The organism is Herbiconiux sp. 320_LB, assembly GCF_059691755.1.
Window position 1 is genome coordinate 201,446 of sequence record NZ_JCAWAD010000004.1, and the last position, 15,368, is coordinate 216,813.

Consider the following 15,368-nt stretch of genomic DNA (forward strand, 5'->3'; position numbering starts at 1 on the left):
GCCTGAGACCGCACGGATGCACGGTGCTGACACGAGGACCCTCCCCGTGTCAGCGCCGTGTAAGCCCCGTGCAAGCGCGCCCTCGCACACTGGTCGAGAACCCCAGGGTTCCAAGACATCCCCCTCGATCGAAAGGAGATCGGATGCCTCAATCACGATCCGCCGACTGGGCCGTCGAGGCCCACGGCCTCGTCAAGGTCTTCGGCGACAACCGGGCGGTCGACGGCGTCGACCTGAGCGTGCGCACCGGAACGGTGTACGGCGTGCTCGGCCCGAACGGCGCCGGCAAGACCACCACCATCCGGATGCTCGCCACCCTCCTCAAGCCCGACGGCGGCGAGGCCACGATCTTCGGTCACGACGTGCGGCGCGAACCGCAGATCGTGCGCCAGCTGATCGGCGTCACCGGGCAGTACGCCTCGGTCGACGAGACGCTGAGCGCGACCGAGAACCTCGTGCTCTTCTCGCGCCTGAACGGCCTCAGCCGAGCGGATGCCCGGCGGAGGTCGGCCGAGCTGCTCGAGGAGTTCGGGCTCAGTGAGGCCGCGAAGCGCCCGCTGAAGAACTTCTCCGGCGGCATGCGCCGGCGCCTCGACCTCGCGGCGAGCCTGATCTCGCAGCCGCCCCTGATCTTCCTCGACGAGCCCACCACCGGACTCGACCCGCGGACGCGGGCGCAGATGTGGGACACCATCCGCCGCCTGGTCGCGACCGGATCCACCGTGCTGCTCACCACCCAGTACCTCGACGAGGCCGACCAGCTGGCCGACCGGATCGCGGTCATCGACCGCGGTGTCGTCGTGGCGGAGGGCACGGCCGCCGAGCTGAAGGGCTCCGTCGGCTCGGCCTCGCTGCTGCTGAGACTCGCCGACCCGGCGAGCCTCGAGCGCGCCCGGCTGGCGATCCTCGACGTGCTGCACGTGGAGGCGGTGCTCTCGCCCGAGGCCGGCCGGATCACGGCGCCGATGGCCGACCCCGACAGCGTCACCGACCTGCTGCTCCGGCTCCGCACCGACGGCATCGCGGTGGCCGAGATCGCGGTGCAGCAGCCCACGCTCGACGAGGTCTTCCTGGCCCTGACCGGGCACGACACGGGGGCGGGGGATGCCGCATCCGGACCCGTCCCGGCATCCGATGACAGCGGCACCGGCGGCCCCGCCGGCCGCGCGACCGAACCCGAACTGGAGGGAGCACGATGACCCAGCTCACCATCGCCCCGGGTGTCTCGCGCACCCTGAAGAACCACGTCGGCCTCGGCCAGACCGTGCAGAACTCGCTCAGCATGGCCTGGCGCGGTCTGCTCAAGGTGCGCCGCACCCCCGAGCAGCTGATCGACGTGACCGTGCAGCCGATCATCTTCACGCTGATGTTCACCTACATCTTCGGCGGCGCGATCGCCGGGAGTGTGGCGAACTACCTGCCGCTGCTGATCCCGGGCATCCTCGTGCAGACGGTCGTGACCACCTCGGTGGTCACCGGCGTGCAGCTGCGGGAGGACATGGACAAGGGGGTGTTCGACCGCTTCAAGTCGCTGCCGATCGCCCGGATCGCGCCGCTGGCCGGCGCACTGCTGGCCGACACCGTGCGGTACGCGATCGCCACGACGCTGACCTTCGTGATGGGGTTCATCCTCGGCTACCGGCCGGAGGGCGGGATCGGGTTCGTCATCCTGGCCGGGCTGCTGGTGATCGTCTCGTCGTGGGCGATCAGCTGGATCTTCGCGTTCTTCGGAGTGATCGCCCGCAGCGCCGCCAGCGTGCAGGGCATCTCGTTCCTGGTGCTGTTCCCGCTCACCTTCCTCTCGAACGCCTTCGTGCCGGTCGACACGCTGCCGGTGTTCCTGCAGTGGTTCGTGAACGTGAACCCGGTGTCGCACCTCGTGACCGCGGTGCGCGACCTCGCGAACTCCGGGGCGTGGACGGGCGACGCGTGGATCTCGCTGCTCGGCGCGGCGGTGATCGTCGCGATCTTCGCGCCCCTGACCGTGCGGGCCTACATGAAGAAGGCCTGAGCCTCGGGCTCAGCGCAGCGACCAGGGCCCGGGAGCCCGCAGCACGGCTGCGGCGCGACCGGGCCTCTCGGTCGGTGCGAGGGCGGCGGCCGCTGCTCGGGCGCGGGCGATCGAGGCGTCGGAGGTCTGTGAGCGGAGCCGCTCGAAGAGCGGGGCGAGGTGGAGTGCGGGGGCGTCCTGCTTCGCCCCCATGCTTTCGGCCAGCGCGAGGAGCTCGAGGGCCAGGGCGGTTCGGCGCTCGCGCTCGGCCCGGTCGGCCGGCCCGTGCCGATCAGCCGGCTCGTGCCCGTCGGCCGGCTCGTGCCGATCAGCCGATTCGTGCCGGTCGGCCGGTTCGTGCAGCGCCGGCTCGGCCAGCCAGACCGCGAGGCCGACGAGCGAGGCGCCGAGCACCGGCTGATCGGCGAACGGGCTGACCCGCAGGGTCGCGATCGTGCGCGAACGGATGCGCCGGGCGAGCCGGTACGCCTCCTCCGGGCCGCCCGAGGCATCCAGCACCAGCGCCGCGAGCGTCTCGGAGAGGATCGTGCGGAACCACGGCGACGCCCGGAGCCGGGGCGCGTCGAAGGAGTCCAGCGACTCCCGCAACCGCGCGAGACCCTCCGTCGTGCGGCCCTGGGCCCGCAGCAGTTCGCCCTGACCCGCGAGTCCGATCGACCGGTACTCGACGCCGTCGGTGCGACCGGGCAGCGCGACCAGCCGCTCGAAGACCGCGGCGGCCTCGGCGAGGTCGCCGACGCCCAGCGCGTTGATCCCGATCACCCAGTCGAGCTGGTTCAGATCCTCGGTGGCGCCGATCACGGCCAGGCCCTCGCGGGCCGGCCTCGCCCAGCGCAGGGCCTCCTGGGGGTCGGCGCCCTGGCTCGCCAGCGCGGCCAGCATCTGCGCGGCCATCGCACCGCCCCAGGTGTCGCCGAGCCCGGCCGCCAGGCGGACCCCTTGGCGGGCGGCCGAGGCCGCGGTGTCGCGATCGCCGTCGTTCTCGGCCGAGACCCCGGCGACCAGGGTGCCGAGCAGGGCCGTCGCCGGATCGTCGGAGCTCAGGATCACCTGGATCCGGCCGGCCAGGGCCGTCGGGTCGGCGACCGAGAACATCAGCTCCGTGATCGCGACCAGTCGCGGGTCGGTCACCTCGTGCGTGCGGACGAGCCGGCGCAGCAGGCCGAGCGGGCGCACGGCGAAGCGCAGGTCGCCGACCATCGTGGTGGCGCACATGATGGCGAGCGAGGTGACCAGTGCATCCACCTCGTCGGGCGCGGGATCGTGCCGCCGGATCGCCTCGAAGACCGGGCGGCTGAACGCGTCGACCTCGGAGTGCGCGCTGCGGAGCGACCAGTAGTAGGCCAGCAGCGCGAACACGGTGATCACGGTCGGGGGATGCTCGGCGTCGATGGCGCGGCGCAGCACGTCGATGAGGTTGTCCTCCTCGGCCGCGACCTCGCGGAAGGCGGGCACCTGCCCCCGGCCGTCCAGGCGCGGCCGGCGCGAGCGGGCGAAGCCCTCGGCCCAGGAGAAGAGGGCGTCGCGCACCTCGTCGCGGCTGCCGGTGCGCTCCAGCTGCAGCTGGCCGAACTCGCGGACCGTCTCGAGCATCCGGTAGCGGAGCCCGGAGCCGGTCTCGCGCACCATCACGAGCGACTGGTCGACGAGGGCGTCGAGCAGCGCCTCGATCTCGCCGGGTGCCGGGCCGGCCGGTGCGGCGCCTGGGGGTGCTGCGCCGGCGGGTGTCGCGCCGGACGGCGCCGGGCCGCCGGCCGACGCCACCATCGCCCCGGCGGCCTCGGCCCCGAACCCGTCGGCGAACTCCGAGAGCCGGGCGAGCGCCCGTTGCTCGTCGCGCCCGAGCAGGTTCCAGCTCCACTCGATCACCGCGAGCAGGGTGCGATGCCGTTCCGGGGCCGAGCGGTCGCCGCCGGCCAGCAGCGCGAAGCGGTTCGAAAGGCGGCGCTCGATCTCGTCGATCGACATCGTCCGCACCCGGGCCGCCGCGAGCTCGATCGCGAGCGGGAGACCGTCCAGGCGCGCGCAGAGACGGGCGACGGTCGCCCGCGGCAGCACCGCGTCCTGCCGGGCGGCGGTCGCGCGGTCGACGAACAACGTGACCGCGTCATCGGTCTCACCCGCCCCGAGGGGAGCGAGCGCGAACACCCGCTCGCTCGAGATCGCGAGCGGCGTGCGGCTCGTGGTGAGCACCGTGAGCCCGGGCAGCTCAGCCGCGAGCGTCGCGCACCACTCGGCCGCCGTCTCGATCAGGTGCTCGCAGTTGTCGAGCACGAGCAGCGAGCGCGTCTCGCCGAGCCGGTTCAGGATGCGCGTGCGCAGGTCGGCGCGGGCCACCTGGTCGCCGAGTCGGCGGCTGCTGCCGACCTCCCGGATGCCGAGGGCGGAGGCGATCTGGAACACGACGTCGTCGCCCGAGCGCACGCTTGCGAGTTCGACGACGCCGACGAACGGGAAGCGCTTGAGGGAGCGCGCGGCCACCTCGTGCGCGACCCGCGTCTTGCCCAGGCCGCCCGGGCCGAGGATCGTGGTGACCCGCGCGATCTCGAGCAGGGCGAGGATCGCGGTCACCGCCTCCTCGCGGCCGATCAGCGCGTTCGGAGCGGCGCGGATACCGCGTGCCTCGCCCGTGGTGGCGGCCCGCCCGGGGCCGGTTCCCGGCGCGCGCCCGGTCGCCCCGGTCGCTCCGGCTGCCCCGTTCGCTGCGGTGGGCGGGGTGGGCGCGATGGGCGCGTCCCGGTCGAGCAGCTCGAGGTGCAGCGCCTGCAGCTCGCGGTCGGGGCTGGTGCCGAAGGCGTCCTGCACCCGCTCGCGGAACCCGGCGTAGACGGCGACGGCCTCGGTCGACCGGCCCCGCGCATCCAGGGCCCGCATCAGCAGCAGGTGGGCGGTGTCGTCGTAGGGGGCCCGGGCGGCGAGACCGCGGGCGAGCTCCTCCGCCGTCTCGGGGCGGCCGAGGGCGAGCGCGGCCGTCGCCCCGACCGTCTGCAGCGCGTCGAAGGCGTGGGCCGCCCGCTCGGTGAGGGCGGCCGCCAGGGCTCCGTCGTCCAGATCGGCGCCGGGCTCGCCGCGCCAGAGCGCGAGTGCCGAGTGGGCGAGGGCGGCGGCGCGACCGGGCTCGCCGTCGGCTGCCGCGGCGCGGGCCTGGTCGAGCAGCTCCTCGGCGGCGCGGAGGTCGATCGCGGCCGGATCGAGGGCGAGCCGGTACCCCGAGGGGAGCGATTCGATCAGGTCGTCGCCGATGCTCGACCGCAGCCGGGAGACGAGGGTCTGCAGGGCCGCCCGCGCGCCGCGCGGCGGTTCGTCGCCCCAGATCTCGTCGGTCAGCCGCTCGACCGACACCGGGCGCGGGGCGGCGAGAGCGAGGGAGGCGAGCAGGGCCTTCGCGCGCGGGCCCGAGGCGTCGGCGAGGGCACCGGCGGCGCCGGCCGCGACCGGGCCGAGCACGCCGACGCGGATCCGGCCCGACGGCCCGGTCTCGGAGGGTTGCTCGCTCACCCGGCACAGCCTAATCCGTGCCTGCACAGGGGGTGATCAGGGGCGTCGGGCATGCTGGGGCCAAGGCCGCGATGCGGCCTCCGGACGAGGGCGCAGTACCCGGAGAGCGACAAGACTGACCACACGAGGAGTGTCGTCGTGTCCTGGATCGTCCTGATCGCATCCGGTGTTCTCGAGGCCGTCTGGGCCACGGCCCTGGGCCGCTCGGCGGGGTACACCAAGCTGTGGCCCACCGTCGTCTTCGCGGGCGGACTGCTCGCCTCGATGGGCGGGCTGGCCTACGCGCTCCGCACCATCCCCGTCGGTACGGGCTACGCCGTCTGGGTCGGCATCGGCGCCTCGCTCACCGTCGCCTACGGGATGGCCTTCGGCGGCGAGGGCTTCTCGCTGGCGAAGACGCTGCTGGTGCTGGGGATCGTGGGCTGTGTAGTGGGGCTGAAGCTCCTGCATTGAGTTCTGGCAGCTCGCGCAGCCGGTCAGGGGCGGAGGAGGGCTACTGCGGCCAGGGAGAGGAGGGCGATGAGGGCCCAGGAGGTGAGGCCTACCGCGAGGGCGCGACCGCCGGTGCGGGCCAGGGCGCGGAAGCGGATGCTCGTGCCGAGCGCGAACAGCGCCATCGCCAGCAGGACGGTCTGCACGAGGTCGGCGGTGTCGAGCACGGCCGAGGCGCCGGACGGCGGCAGCAGGGGCACGAGGAAGGTGCGCGCCAGCACCGCGGCGATGAAGCCGGCGATGAACAGGGGCACGATCGGCGGCCGCTTCGCCGCCGGCCGCTCCACGAAGTCGGGATGGCCGGCGCCGAGGGCCGCGTTCCGGGCATCCGCCCGCCGCTCCACGAGCCCCACGATCGCGACCATCGGCGCGAGCGTCAGCACCCGGGTCAGCTTCACCACGACGGCGGCCGCGAGCGCCGCCGGACCCGCGATCTGCGCGGTCGCCACCACCTGGCCCACGTCGTGCACGCTGAGGCCGACCCAGAGCCCGAAGTCCTCCGGCGAGAGCCCGAGCGGGATCCGCAGGGCGGGCAGCACGAAGATCGCCAAGGTGCCGCAGAGCGTCACCAGCGCCACCGGGGTCGCGGTGTCCTCATCCTTGCTGCGCGTCACGGCGCTCATCGCCCCCACCGCCGAGGCGCCGCAGATCGAGAAGCCGGCCGCGATCAGGATGGGCTGGGTGCCGGGCAGCCGCAGCGCGCGCCCCAGCAGCAGCGTCGCGGTGAAGGTGATCCCGACGATCAGCACGATCACCACGATCGTCTCCCAGCCGAGCCCGACGATGTCGACCAGGCTGAGCTTCAGACCGAGCAGCACGATCCCGATCCGCAGCAGCCGCCGGGCCGCGATCGCGAGCCCGGGCTTCAGCACCCCGTCGAGCACGCGCTGCACCGCTGGGATCTGACCCGCGATCATCCCGAGCCCCACGGCTGCCGTGAGCATCGGCACGGCGGGCAGCAGCAGGTGGATGCCGAAGGCCGCCAGTGCCGCGAGCCCCGCGACGGCGAGCCCGGCGAGCCCGGCCGATCCGGCGAGGCGCGTCACCGCCAGCTCGGCAGCCAGTAGTGGAGGCTGAGGAACCAGGCCGGCACGGGCATCCCGACCCACACAGGGTAGAACCACGCCGAGACCAGCACGCAGATCGCGAAGAAGCCGCCGACGATCCACAGAGCCCTCGTGCGGACCGGTCTCGGATCGCCCCGGGAGCCGAGCGCGAGCCCGATCACGAAGGTGAGCCCGAGGATCATGTAGGGCTCGAACGCGATCGTGTAGAACTGGAAGATCGTGCGGTTGATGTAGAGCAGCCAGGGCAGGTAGCCGGCGACCATGCCCATCAGCACGAGGCCGACCTGCCACTCGCGCTTGCGCACCAGGCGGTACACCAGGTAGAACAACGCCGCCGTCGCGCACCACCAGATGATCGGGTTCGCGATCGAGGTGATGTTCTCGTAGCAGACGTCGCCACCGCACCGATCGGCCGGCAGCGAGTTGACGTACATCTGCGTCGGCCGCACCAGGAACAGCCAGCTCAGCGGGTTCGCCTGGTACGGATGCGGCGAGTGCTCGTTGACGTGGTAGTTGTACACCGCCGACTCGAGGTGCCAGAAGTTCTGCAGCGACAGCGGCACCCACGACAGCCCGCCGGTCCACTGCCCCTGCGCGGCCTCGGCCCAGTTGCGGTACATGCCGCCCGAGGTCGAGAACCAGCCGATCCAGGTCACCAGGTAGCAGGCCAGCGCGAGCGGCAGCAGAAGCACCGCGGTCACCGGCCCCTGCTTGAGCACGGCCGCGCTGAACCAGAACGGGATGCCGAGGCGGCGCCGTGCGAGCGCGTCGACCACCACGAGGTACACGCCGAACGCGGCGAGGAAGTAGACGCCCGACCACTTCACCGACGACGCGAAGCCGAAGGCGGCGGCCGCAGCGAGCACCCACGGCCGGTTCCAGAGCACCGGACCCCAGGCGGGCACGACCGGCGGCCGGGTGGAGCCGTCCGGCCGGTCGGGCGGGTACGTCGTCCGGGCCGCGACCGCGGCGGCGAGCCGCGTCGCGTGCCACTCCCGGTCGAGCAGCACCGCGCCGAAGCCGAGCAGGAGGAAGAGGGCGACGATCCCGTCGAGCACCGCGACCCGGCTCATCACGATCGCGTGCCCGTCGATCGCGAGCAGGAACCCGGCGATCGTGCCGAGCAGCGTCGACTTGAACAACTTCGTGGCGATCAGGGCCGTGAGCAGCACGAGCAGGATGCCGCAGACCGCGACCGAGATGCGCCAGCCGAACGAGTTGTCGGCGCCGAAGACGGCCATGCCGAGCCCGATGATCCACTTGCCCAGCGGCGGATGCACGGCGAACGACGGGCTGGTCTGGAAGATCTGGTAGGCCCCGGCATTGAACTGGGCATCGGCGTCGGCGGGCCAGGAGGCCTCGTAGCCGAGGTTCCAGGTGGTCCAGGCATCCTTCACGTAGAAGGTCTCGTCGAACACCAGGCTGTGCGGATGCGCGAGGTCGACCAGGCGCAGCACGGCTGCGAGCAGCGTCACCGCGATCGGGCCGCCCCAGCGCCAGAGCCGTTGACGGCCCGGGGTGCGGACCAGGCGCAGCCACCAGTCGTCGAGCCGCGAACCCGTGGGCCCGTCGTAGGGCGCCGGGGGTGCGGGCGACGCCGGGGCCGGGGGCTCGGTCGTCACCTCTGTGCTCACCGGGCCATGCTAACGGGTGCGACCCGGGTGGGAGACTGGGGCCATGCTCATCCTCGCGGCCACTCCCATCGGCAACCTCAAGGATGCGTCGCTGAGGCTGATCGAGATCCTCGAGCAGGCGGAGGTGGTCGCGGCCGAGGACACCCGGATGACGGCCAAGCTCCTGCGCGGCCTCGGCATCCAGAACCGGCCCCGGTTGATCCCGCTGCACGAGCACAACGAACGCGAGAAGTCGGCCTCCCTGGTCGAGCTCGCGCGGGACGGCGACCTGGTGCTGGTCAGCGACGCCGGGATGCCCACGGTCTCCGACCCGGGCTACCAGCTCGTCGTCGCCGCGGTCGCCGCGGGGGTGGGCGTGACCGTCGTGCCGGGGCCGAGCGCGGTGGTCACCGCCCTCGCGCTCTCCGGCCTCCCGACCGACCGCTTCACCTTCGAGGGGTTCCTGCCGCGCAAGCAGGGCGAGCGTCTCGCCGCCTTCCGGGCGCTCGAGCGCGAGACCCGCACGATGGTCTTCTTCGAGTCGCCGAACCGGATCGCCGACTCGCTCGCCGATCTCGCCACCGCGCTGGGCGCCGACCGCCGTGCCGTGGTGGTGCGTGAGCTGACCAAGCTCTACGAGGAGGCCAGGCGGGGCACCGCGGCCGAGCTCGCGGCGTGGGCGGCCGAGGGGGTCAAGGGCGAGATCTGCCTCGTCGTCGCCGGCGCCGCCGCCCTCGAGATCGACCTCGGCACCGGGGTCGCCCAGGTGCTCGAGCTGGTCTCGGACGGCCGCCGGCTGAAGGACGCCTCCGCCGACATCGCCGAGGCCACCGGCCTGTCCCGCCGCGACCTCTACGAGGGAGCCCTGGCGGCCCGCCGCCTCTGACCCGTCGGCTGCGGCCCCGGCCTCGTCGTCGCCGGGCGCCCTGCCAGCGGCACCGGCACCCGCCCGGCCTTTAGGATGGTCAGCATGTCCGACGGCTCCACGTTCTACGTCACCACGCCGATCTTCTATGTGAACGACGTCCCGCACATCGGGCACGCCTACACGGAGGTCGCCGCCGACGTGCTCGCGCGCTGGCACCGCCAGGCGGGCGACCCGACCTGGTTCCTCACCGGCACCGACGAGCACGGCCAGAAGATCCTGCGCACCGCGACGGCCAACGGCGTCACGCCGAAGGAGTGGGCCGACAAGCTCGTCGCCCAGGCCTGGCAGCCGCTGCTCCAGACCATCGACATCTCCAACGACGACTTCATCCGCACCACCGACGAGCGGCACGAGGTCAACGTGCAGCTCTTCCTGCAGCGGCTCTACGACGCGGGCTACATCTACACCGGCGAGTACGAGGGCTACTACTGCGTCGGCTGCGAGGAGTACAAGCAGCTCTCCGACCTGGTCGAGGGCACCGGCAAGTACGAGGGGCAGCTGGTCTGCGCCATCCACTCCCTGCCGGTCGAGCTGCTGAAGGAGCGCAACTACTTCTTCAAGATGAGCGAGTTCGCCGACCGGCTGCTCGAGCTCTACGAGACCCGGCCCGACTTCGTGCAGCCCGAGAGCGTGCGCAACGAGATCGTCTCCTTCGTGCGCCGGGGGCTCACCGACCTCTCGATCTCCCGCCAGACCTTCGACTGGGGCGTCAAGGTGCCGTGGGACGAGTCGCACGTCGTCTACGTCTGGTTCGACGCGCTGCTGAACTACGCGACCGCGGCCGGTTACGGGTCGGACGAGGAGAAGTTCGACCGGCTCTGGCCCGCCACCCACATCGTGGGCAAGGACATCGCCCGGTTCCACGCCGTCATCTGGCCCGCCATGCTGATGGCCGCCGGGCTCGAGGTGCCCCGGCGGGTCTACGGGCACGGCTGGCTGCTGGTCGGCGGCGAGAAGATGTCCAAGTCCAAGCTCACCGGCATCGCCCCCGAGCAGATCACCGACACCTTCGGGTCGGACGCGTTCCGCTACTACTTCATGCGCGCCATCAACTTCGGCCAGGACGGCTCGTTCAGCTGGGAGGACCTCGCCGCGCGGTACCAGGCCGAGCTCGCCAACGGCTTCGGCAACCTCGCCTCGCGCGTGGTCGCCATGGTCACCCGCTACTTCGACGGCGCCATCCCCGAGGCGATCGAGTCGGCGGTGACCCAGGCCGAGACGGCGATCCGCGACACCGAGCGGCGCGTGACGGCCGAGGCCGACGAGGCCATCGAACGGCTCGCCATCCACGAGGCCATCGCCCGGGTCTGGGAGCTCGTCGACGAGCTGAACGGCTACATCACGATCCAGGAGCCCTGGAAGCTGGCGAAGGACGAGGCGAACGCCGACCGGCTCGCCACCGTGCTCAGCACCGCGGTGCGCGGGCTCGGCACCCTCGCGGTGCTGCTGTCGCCCGTGGTGCCCGAGGCCGCGGCGAAGCTGTGGACGGCGATCGGCGGTCTCGGCACGGTCTCCGAGCAGCCGCTCCGCACCGCCTGGGAGTGGCGGGGCGGTGACCGGGTGCAGCCGCTGGAGGCGCTGTTCCCGCGCATCGAGCTCGAAGCCTCGGCATCGTGACCTCGTTCGAGCCCGCGCTGCCCGAGACGCCGGGGGAGCCGCCGCTGTTCCTGCGCACCCGCGAGCCCGGCGAGGCCTCCGACCGCACCGACCGGAGCTATCCGCCGCTGCCCGAGGCGCTGGTCGTGCCCGTCTACGACAACCACACGCACCTCGAGATCGCGAACGGCTCCGAGCCCGACGGCGCCGGCTCGCTCGACTACCACGAGCAGCTCGACCGCGCCTCGGCGGTCGGGGTGCGCGGCGTGGTGCAGGTCGGCACCGACCTCGAGACCTCGCGCTGGTCGGCCGAGCAGGCCGCCCGCGAACCCCGGATGCTCGCCGCCGTCGCCCTGCACCCCAACGAGGCGCCGGTGTACGCCCAGGCCGGCGGGCTGGACGACGCACTCGCCGAGATCTCCGAGCTCGCCGGCTGGCCGCGCGTGCGGGCGGTCGGGGAGACCGGCCTCGACTTCTACCGCACCACCGGCGACGAGGACAGGGCCACGCAGTACCGCTCGTTCGAGGCCCACATCGAGATCGCCAAGGAGAACGGCCTGGCGCTGCAGATCCACGACCGCGACGCGCACGCCGAGGTGATCGCGACCCTCAAGCGGGTCGGCGCGCCCGAGCGCACGGTCTTCCACTGCTTCTCCGGCGACGCCGAGCTCGCCGAGATCTGCACCGAGAACGGCTGGTACATGTCGTTCGCGGGCAACGTGACCTTCAAGAACGCGACCAACCTGCGCGAGGCCCTCTCGGTCGCGCCGCGGGCGCTCATCATGGTCGAGACGGATGCGCCCTACCTCACGCCGACGCCGTTCCGCGGGCGGCCCAACGCCCCGTACCTGATCCCGCACACCCTGCGGGCGATGGCCGCGCACCTGGGCACCGACGTCTCCATGCTCGCCGCGCAGATCTCCTCCAACACCGAGCTGGTCTACGGCAGCTGGAGCGACGAACCCGTGACGGCGTCGTGAGCGAGCCCGGTCCGGCGGAATCCTCCGTCTCGCTGCTCGGCCCGGCCGAGATCCGCGATCTGGCCGGCCTGCTCGACCTGACCCCCACGAAGAAGCTCGGTCAGAACTTCGTGATCGACGCCAACACGGTCCGCAAGATCGTACGCGTCGCAAAGGTCGAGGCCGGTGACACGGTCGTCGAGATCGGCCCGGGGCTGGGTTCGCTCACGCTCGGACTCCTGGAGGCCGGGGCCGCGGTCGTGGCGGTCGAGATCGACGGCCGGCTCGCCGCCCAGCTCCCGCTCACGGTGTCGCAGCTCGCTCCCGGGGCGCGGCTCACGGTCGTGCACGACGACGCGCTGCGCATCCTGACGCTGCCGGACGAGCCGACCCGGCTCGTGGCCAACCTGCCCTACAACGTCTCCGTGCCGGTGCTGCTGCACTTCCTCGAGCACTTCCCGTCGATCCGCTCGGGCGTGGTCATGGTGCAGGCCGAGGTCGGGCACCGGCTCGCCGCCCTGCCCGGATCGAAGGTCTACGGATCGCCGTCGGTCAAGGCGGCCTGGTACGGCTCGTGGCGCACGGCCGGGCAGGTCTCGCGGCAGGTCTTCTGGCCGGTGCCCAACGTCGACTCGGTGCTCGTCGGCTTCGAGCGCGAGGGCTCCGGGCTCGACACCGAGGAGCTCCGCCTGCGCACCTTCGAGATCGTCGACGCCGCCTTCCAGCAGCGGCGCAAGATGCTGCGCCAGTCGCTCTCGGTCGTGCTCGGCGACTCGCAGAACGCGGCACGCACCCTCGAGGCGGCGGGGCTGGCGCCGACCGAGCGCGGAGAGCAGCTCACCGTGCACGACTTCCTGGCGATCGCCAAGGCCTCGCTGGCCTGAGCCGCTGCTGCTGCCGCTGCTGCCGCTACTGCCGTGGCAGCCGCTCGGCCGCCCGATCGGCCCGTGCGGAGGGCCGCGCAGGCGTGGGCTAGGTTGGAGGCATGATCAACCGGGGTGGCACGAGGACCGTGCGTGTCAGGGCTCCCGGCAAGATCAACGTCTTCCTCAAGGTCGGCGCGGTGATGGATGACGGGTACCACGACCTGGCCACCGCCTACCAGGCCGTCTCGCTCTACGAAGACGTGTACGCCTCGCCCGCGAGCGACTTCTCGGTCGAGTTCGCCGGCCACATCGACACCTCGGGGCTCGAGACCGACGGGTCGAACCTCGCCATCCGGGCCGCACAGCTGCTCGCGCGACGCACCGGCTACCGCGAGGGCGTCCACCTCCTGATCGAGAAGAACGTGCCGATCGCCGGCGGCATGGGCGGGGGCTCGGCGGATGCCGCGGCCACCCTGCTGGCCTGCGACACCCTCTGGGGCACCGACGTGGGCCGCGAGGAGCTCCTCACGCTCGCCTCCGAGCTCGGCGCCGACGTCCCCTTCGCGTTCCTCGGCGGCACCGCCATCGGCACTGGTCGCGGCGACCAGCTGAGCCCCGCGCTCGCCAAGGGCCAGTTCCAGTGGCTGCTCGTGCTCTCAGACCAAGGGCTCAGCACACCCGAGGTCTACCGCGAGCTCGACCGGCACCGCGAACGCCACGCGCAGGACATCTTCCCGGCCCGCGGCCAGCCGGCCGTCGACACCGACGTGCTGCAAGCCCTCCGCGCGGGCGACCCGCACATGCTCGCCGAGGCGCTGCACAACGACCTGCAGGCGCCCTCGCTCCACCTCCATCCCGGGCTCGCGACCGTGCTCGAGGTAGGGGAGGCCAACGGCGCCCTCGCGGGGCTCGTCTCCGGTTCCGGGCCGACGGTCGCCTTCCTCGCGGCCGACATCGACAGCGCGCTGGAGCTGCAGATCGCGCTGAGCGCGGCGCGTTACACGGTGGTGCGGGTGACCGGGCCCGTCGCGGGCGCCCGCGTCATCGCCGACTAGAGCGTCAACAGCGCCGTGATCGGCGCATCCGTGACCGCCTCGACCACCGCCCTACCGCCGAGGCCCTCGAGCTCGAGCACCACGGCGATGCCCGCCGTCACCCAGCCCGCGCGCTCGATCAGCCGCACGGTCGCCGCGAGCGTGCCGCCGGTGGCGAGCACGTCGTCGACGATCACGACCCGGCTCCCGGCCGGCAGCGTGTCGGGGTGCACCTCGAGGGTGGCGGTGCCGTACTCGAGGTCGTAGCTCTCGCCGAGCACCTCGCCCGGGAGCTTGCCGGCCTTCCGCACCGCGAGCATCCCGTGACCGGTTGCGACGGCCGCCGCCGTGCCGAGCACGAAACCGCGGGCCTCGACGCCCGCGACCACGTCGACCTCGCCGAAGGGCTCGAGCAGGGCGGCGCCGACCGCGCGGAGGCCCTCGCCGTCGGCGAAGAGGCCGGAGAGGTCGCGGAAGAGGATGCCGGGCGACGGGAAGTCGGGCGTCTCCGTCATCCCGCGGCGGATGACGGCGACGATCGGGGCGTCGGTGCCGGCTCCCGTCGGGGTCGCAGCGGGTTCGGTCGGGTTCGTCTGAGCGGCAGGCACGGCTCCCATGCTAGAGCGAGCGGGTCGCTAGTGTGTGGGCATGCGCACCGTCTTCGGCCTCATCCGCATCCTCGCGGCGGGTGTGATCATCGCCGCGATCGTCGGGCAACTGACCTACAGCATCGAGGTGGTGCCGGACACGGGCTTCTTCCTCGTCAACTTCTTCAGCTACTTCACGATCCTCTCGAACGCCCTCGCCGCGATCGCGCTGCTGATCGGCGCGGTCTACTCCTTCACGGTGCGGCGCGACCCCGCCTGGTACAACCTGTCGCTCGCGGCCGTGGTGACCTACATGGCCACCACCGGGGTCGTCTACAACCTGCTGCTGCGCGGCATCACCCTCGAGCAGGGGCGCACGCTGGCCTGGTCGAACGAGGTGCTGCACCTGATCGCCCCCGTCTACGTCGTACTGGTCTGGGTGCTGACCCCGGGCAAGTCGCCGCTGAAGTGGAACGCGATCGGCGCGATCATCGCCTTCCCGCTCGTCTGGTCGGTGTACACGATGATCCGTGGCGCGATCACGGGCTGGTACCCCTATCCGTTCCTCGACCCGGCCCAGCCCGGCGGCTACGGCGCCGTCGCGATCTACGTCGTCGCCATCGCCGGGTTCATCGGCATCGTGGCCTGGGCCGTGGTGGCGCTCAGCCGCACCCGCATCCTGCGCTTCTAGCCCGCCCATGCGCGGGAGACCCCAGC

The 15,368-nt window shown here is 72.4% G+C and carries 13 protein-coding genes and 1 riboswitch; of the genes, 9 read left to right on the forward strand and 4 right to left on the reverse strand.

Going from position 1 to position 15,368, the window contains the following annotated elements:
* The first annotated feature begins 143 nt into the window (after positions 1 to 143).
* The gene (locus AC59HU_RS12360; protein WP_497223731.1) at positions 144 to 1,199 is read left to right on the forward strand and encodes an ATP-binding cassette domain-containing protein; all 1,056 of its coding nucleotides are present in this window, start codon (positions 144 to 146) and stop codon (positions 1,197 to 1,199) included.
* Entirely contained in the window at positions 1,196 to 2,011 is an 816-nt protein-coding gene (locus tag AC59HU_RS12365) for an ABC transporter permease (RefSeq protein WP_497223732.1), read from the forward strand. The genes AC59HU_RS12360 and AC59HU_RS12365 overlap by 4 nt, the downstream gene beginning before the upstream one ends.
* A gap of 9 nt (positions 2,012 to 2,020) precedes the next feature.
* On the opposite strand, the gene AC59HU_RS12370 is transcribed toward AC59HU_RS12365, so the two are convergent.
* The gene (locus AC59HU_RS12370; RefSeq protein ID WP_497223733.1) at positions 2,021 to 5,509 is read right to left on the reverse strand and encodes an AfsR/SARP family transcriptional regulator; all 3,489 of its coding nucleotides are present in this window, start codon (positions 5,507 to 5,509) and stop codon (positions 2,021 to 2,023) included.
* A 60-nt stretch (positions 5,510 to 5,569) separates the two neighbouring features.
* Positions 5,570 to 5,633: riboswitch (guanidine-III (ykkC-III) riboswitch) on the forward strand.
* A 14-nt stretch (positions 5,634 to 5,647) separates the two neighbouring features.
* On the opposite strand from AC59HU_RS12370, the gene AC59HU_RS12375 reads away from it, so the two are divergent.
* Positions 5,648 to 5,962 (forward strand): DMT family transporter, encoded by a 315-nt coding sequence (locus tag AC59HU_RS12375; RefSeq protein WP_497223734.1) that lies wholly within the window; start codon positions 5,648 to 5,650, stop codon positions 5,960 to 5,962.
* Between the two features lie 23 nt (positions 5,963 to 5,985).
* Here AC59HU_RS12375 and AC59HU_RS12380 read toward each other — a convergent pair whose 3' ends face one another.
* Complete coding sequence (locus AC59HU_RS12380; protein WP_497223930.1) at positions 5,986 to 7,053, reverse strand: YeiH family protein; 1,068 nt, start codon at positions 7,051 to 7,053, stop codon at positions 5,986 to 5,988.
* Positions 7,044 to 8,702: a dolichyl-phosphate-mannose--protein mannosyltransferase gene (locus tag AC59HU_RS12385; protein ID WP_497223735.1), complete on the reverse strand. Its 1,659-nt coding sequence runs from the start codon at positions 8,700 to 8,702 to the stop codon at positions 7,044 to 7,046. The genes AC59HU_RS12380 and AC59HU_RS12385 overlap by 10 nt, the downstream gene beginning before the upstream one ends.
* Before the next feature lie 43 nt (positions 8,703 to 8,745).
* On the opposite strand from AC59HU_RS12385, the gene rsmI reads away from it, so the two are divergent.
* The 5 genes from rsmI to AC59HU_RS12410 all read left to right on the forward strand — a co-directional run bounded on the left by rsmI (position 8,746) and on the right by AC59HU_RS12410 (position 14,085).
* Positions 8,746 to 9,567, forward strand: coding sequence for a 16S rRNA (cytidine(1402)-2'-O)-methyltransferase (gene rsmI / locus AC59HU_RS12390; RefSeq protein WP_497223736.1), 822 nt, complete (start codon positions 8,746 to 8,748; stop codon positions 9,565 to 9,567).
* Between the two features lie 84 nt (positions 9,568 to 9,651).
* Positions 9,652 to 11,226 carry a methionine--tRNA ligase gene (gene metG / locus AC59HU_RS12395; RefSeq protein WP_497223737.1) on the forward strand — a complete coding sequence of 525 codons (1,575 nt, stop codon included), beginning with the start codon at positions 9,652 to 9,654 and terminating at the stop codon, positions 11,224 to 11,226.
* Between the two features lie 44 nt (positions 11,227 to 11,270).
* On the forward strand, positions 11,271 to 12,185 hold the full coding sequence (locus AC59HU_RS12400) for a TatD family hydrolase (RefSeq protein WP_497223931.1): 915 nt from the start codon (positions 11,271 to 11,273) through the stop codon (positions 12,183 to 12,185).
* Positions 12,182 to 13,048, forward strand: a complete 867-nt coding sequence (rsmA, locus tag AC59HU_RS12405; RefSeq protein WP_497223738.1) for a 16S rRNA (adenine(1518)-N(6)/adenine(1519)-N(6))-dimethyltransferase RsmA — start codon at positions 12,182 to 12,184, stop codon at positions 13,046 to 13,048. The genes AC59HU_RS12400 and rsmA overlap by 4 nt, the downstream gene beginning before the upstream one ends.
* 101 nt (positions 13,049 to 13,149) lie before the next feature.
* On the forward strand, positions 13,150 to 14,085 hold the full coding sequence (locus tag AC59HU_RS12410) for a 4-(cytidine 5'-diphospho)-2-C-methyl-D-erythritol kinase (protein ID WP_497223739.1): 936 nt from the start codon (positions 13,150 to 13,152) through the stop codon (positions 14,083 to 14,085).
* Here AC59HU_RS12410 and AC59HU_RS12415 read toward each other — a convergent pair.
* Positions 14,082 to 14,579, reverse strand: a complete 498-nt coding sequence (locus AC59HU_RS12415; protein WP_497223932.1) for an adenine phosphoribosyltransferase — start codon at positions 14,577 to 14,579, stop codon at positions 14,082 to 14,084. The genes AC59HU_RS12410 and AC59HU_RS12415 overlap by 4 nt on opposite strands.
* Positions 14,580 to 14,712: 133 nt before the next feature.
* On the opposite strand from AC59HU_RS12415, the gene AC59HU_RS12420 reads away from it, so the two are divergent.
* Positions 14,713 to 15,342: a Pr6Pr family membrane protein gene (locus tag AC59HU_RS12420; RefSeq protein WP_497223740.1), complete on the forward strand. Its 630-nt coding sequence runs from the start codon at positions 14,713 to 14,715 to the stop codon at positions 15,340 to 15,342.
* Positions 15,343 to 15,368: the final 26 nt, after the last annotated feature.

What these genes read in the sequence shown, in the direction of transcription:
- AC59HU_RS12420 (WP_497223740.1), top strand. Translation starts at nt 14,713, where the DNA reads ATGCGCACCGTCTTCGGCCTCATCCGCATCCTCGCGGCGGGTGTGATC.
- AC59HU_RS12365 (WP_497223732.1), top strand. Translation starts at nt 1,196, where the DNA reads ATGACCCAGCTCACCATCGCCCCGGGTGTCTCGCGCACCCTGAAGAAC.
- AC59HU_RS12415 (WP_497223932.1), bottom strand. Translation starts at nt 14,579, where the DNA reads ATGACGGAGACGCCCGACTTCCCGTCGCCCGGCATCCTCTTCCGCGAC.
- AC59HU_RS12410 (WP_497223739.1), top strand. Translation starts at nt 13,150, where the DNA reads ATGATCAACCGGGGTGGCACGAGGACCGTGCGTGTCAGGGCTCCCGGC.
- rsmI (WP_497223736.1), top strand. Translation starts at nt 8,746, where the DNA reads ATGCTCATCCTCGCGGCCACTCCCATCGGCAACCTCAAGGATGCGTCG.
- AC59HU_RS12360 (WP_497223731.1), top strand. Translation starts at nt 144, where the DNA reads ATGCCTCAATCACGATCCGCCGACTGGGCCGTCGAGGCCCACGGCCTC.
- metG (WP_497223737.1), top strand. Translation starts at nt 9,652, where the DNA reads ATGTCCGACGGCTCCACGTTCTACGTCACCACGCCGATCTTCTATGTG.